The organism is Halorubrum sp. AJ67 (assembly GCF_000513435.1).
On record NZ_CBVY010000019.1, the window covers coordinates 33,348 to 35,439 of the forward strand.

At 69.6% G+C, this 2,092-nt stretch carries 3 protein-coding genes and 2 pseudogenes (1 of these 5 running past the window's edge); 1 reads left to right on the forward strand and 4 read right to left on the reverse strand.

Annotated elements, in window-relative coordinates; genetic code table 11:
* Positions 1-153, reverse strand: a pseudogene (locus BN903_RS16095) (phosphoglucosamine mutase); the annotation flags it as partial.
* A 131-nt stretch (positions 154-284) separates the two neighbouring features.
* Between BN903_RS16095 and BN903_RS13005 the strand changes: the two are divergent.
* Positions 285-875, forward strand: coding sequence for a hypothetical protein (locus tag BN903_RS13005; protein ID WP_048078140.1), 591 nt, complete (start codon positions 285-287; stop codon positions 873-875).
* Positions 876-927: 52 nt separating this feature from the next.
* On the opposite strand, the gene BN903_RS13010 is transcribed toward BN903_RS13005, so the two are convergent.
* The 3 genes and pseudogenes from BN903_RS13010 to BN903_RS13020 form a co-directional block, all read right to left on the reverse strand.
* A complete protein-coding gene (locus tag BN903_RS13010; protein WP_048078141.1) occupies positions 928-1,536 on the reverse strand; it encodes a hypothetical protein in 609 nt (202 codons plus the stop codon).
* A gap of 43 nt (positions 1,537-1,579) precedes the next feature.
* Entirely contained in the window at positions 1,580-1,972 is a 393-nt protein-coding gene (locus BN903_RS13015; RefSeq protein ID WP_048078142.1) for a hypothetical protein, read from the reverse strand.
* Positions 1,972-2,092, reverse strand: a pseudogene (locus BN903_RS13020) (RAD55 family ATPase) (it continues 638 nt past the right edge of the window). Before BN903_RS13020 ends, BN903_RS13015 begins: the two are co-directional and overlap by 1 nt.

Consider the following 2,092-nt stretch of genomic DNA (forward strand, 5'->3'; position numbering starts at 1 on the left):
GAACAGCTCGCCGGTGGTCCGCGTGTCGCGCGCGACGGCGACGCGGTCGGCGTCCCACGCCGTCCCGGCCGCCTTCGCGATGTCGAGGACCAGCGCGGGCGTGAGATACCGCAGGGCCACCCCGCGGATGCCGCTGGATCCGAACAGCTCCATGCCGAGCAATCCGGCGGCCGACGGGAAAGCGGTTCCGAACCGCCCCGGCCGAGGGGTCCCCGACGCGCTCGGCGCGCCGACCGTCTGCGCCGACGCGTGCGGTTCATGCCGCTGGCGTTCCTCGATCCGGTATGGACCACACCCGACGCGACGCGCTCGCCGGGAGCGCGCTCGCGCTCTCCCTCGCGACGGCCGGCTGTCTCGACTTCGCGGCGGGCGAGGGCCCGCAGGGACCCGAGGGAACGCCGGCGACGCTGACCTGCGAGGACGAGAACTTCGTCCGGCTTGATCAGCCGTTCGAGGGCGACGTCGAGGAGACGGTCGTCGAGGCCGGCGAGACGACGTTCGAACTGTCCTCGGAGGGGAACTCCGAGACATACGGCCAGTCGCTCCGCCTCGTGTTACGGAACACCGGCGACGGCCCCGCGACCGCGCTCGGCCGACACGCCTACTCGATCCAGCGGGAGACCGAGACGGGTTGGATCGAGATCCGGGGATCGACGACCGGAGAGACGGTCGAACTCCCCCGGTCCGAGGAGGCGCTCGATTCGAGCGGCGTGTACAACTGGTCGATCGACCTTGACGAGCAGGCTATCGCCTCGGCGGTGCCCGATGTCGAACTGACGGTCTGCCCGGAACTCGGCCCCGGAACCTACCGGTTCGTCTACTGGGGACTGGTCGATGGCCCCCCGATCGGCGTGGAGTTCGAACTGGTCGGCTGACGTCGGGCTCGCACCTCGTCGAGCCGCCGTCCGCGCGCTCCGCCGGGTCAGATCAGAACGGCTGCCAGTCGGAGGGCTGCCCGACGCGGTCGCGGACGCGGAACTCCCGCGCGTCGTCGTCAACCCGGGTCTCGACGACGGTATCGAACGGCTCGTGGAGGGTGTGGACCACCTGCTCGTCGTGGGCGGTCGAGCCGAGGACGCCGACGAACGGCCATCCCTCGCCGGAGGTCTGGGAGGTCATTACTCGGGTGAACTGGTAGATCCGCTCGGGGTCCCAGTACATGAGCAGCTGCGACAGCGAGTAGATCCCGACCGCGCGTTCGCGGCCGGCGGAGGACTCGACGACGTCCGTGAACTTGATCCCGATGTCGGTGAGGTTGCCGGCGCTCGCGACGTACTTCGTCGTCGGCGTGTCCTCCCGTTTGTCGCCCTGCTCGTGGGTGACACAGTCGATGACGACCACGTCGTCGCCGGCTTTCCCCGTGAGTCCCTCGTAGTCGCCGCGGACCTTCTCCGCGGTCCGCCCCGTCGAGATCACGACCGGACCGTCGGACCAGGCCGCAAGCAGCCGGTTGAACAGGTCGTACTTCCCGCTCATCGGAGGACCGCTGATGAGGACGCTGTCGGCACCGCGGACAGCGTCGGGAAGCACAGTCATTTGGTGAACGTGAGAGAGTGTTGGGTAAAACCCTTCCGAGGGATCACTTTCGGAGCATGGAAGGGAGGTCGAGCGAGGACGGCGGCCCCTCCCGCGGCCGCTCGGTGAGTGTCAGTTCGCGTATCGCGCCGGGCAGCGCCGCGGGAACCGGCGACTCGCGCGGCGCTCCGAGACCGTCGACGAGGGAGTCCCACACCGCCTCGTCGTCGGGGTCGTCCCGCTCCGCTTTCGCCTCCAGCGCCTTCGTTCGCCCCTCGTCGTACGCCAGCTCCACGATGCTCCGGTCGTAGCTCCCCGGGAACGCCTCTAACACCCGATCCAGCTCGTCGGGGCGGGGGCTGTCGACCCCGGCCGCGACGCCCAACGCGAAGGCGCGCTCTATCGCCTCCTCCCGCGAGAGGTCGTCCCACCCCGTGCCGAACGTGCGGTCGTACATCAGTGGGTCACCGTCGCCGCCGAGCCGATCCGGAGCCCGCCGTCCGTGAACTCCACGTCCTGGATGTCCGTGTCGATATCGGTCCCACGCATCTTCAGCACCTGAACGCCCCGGCGCATC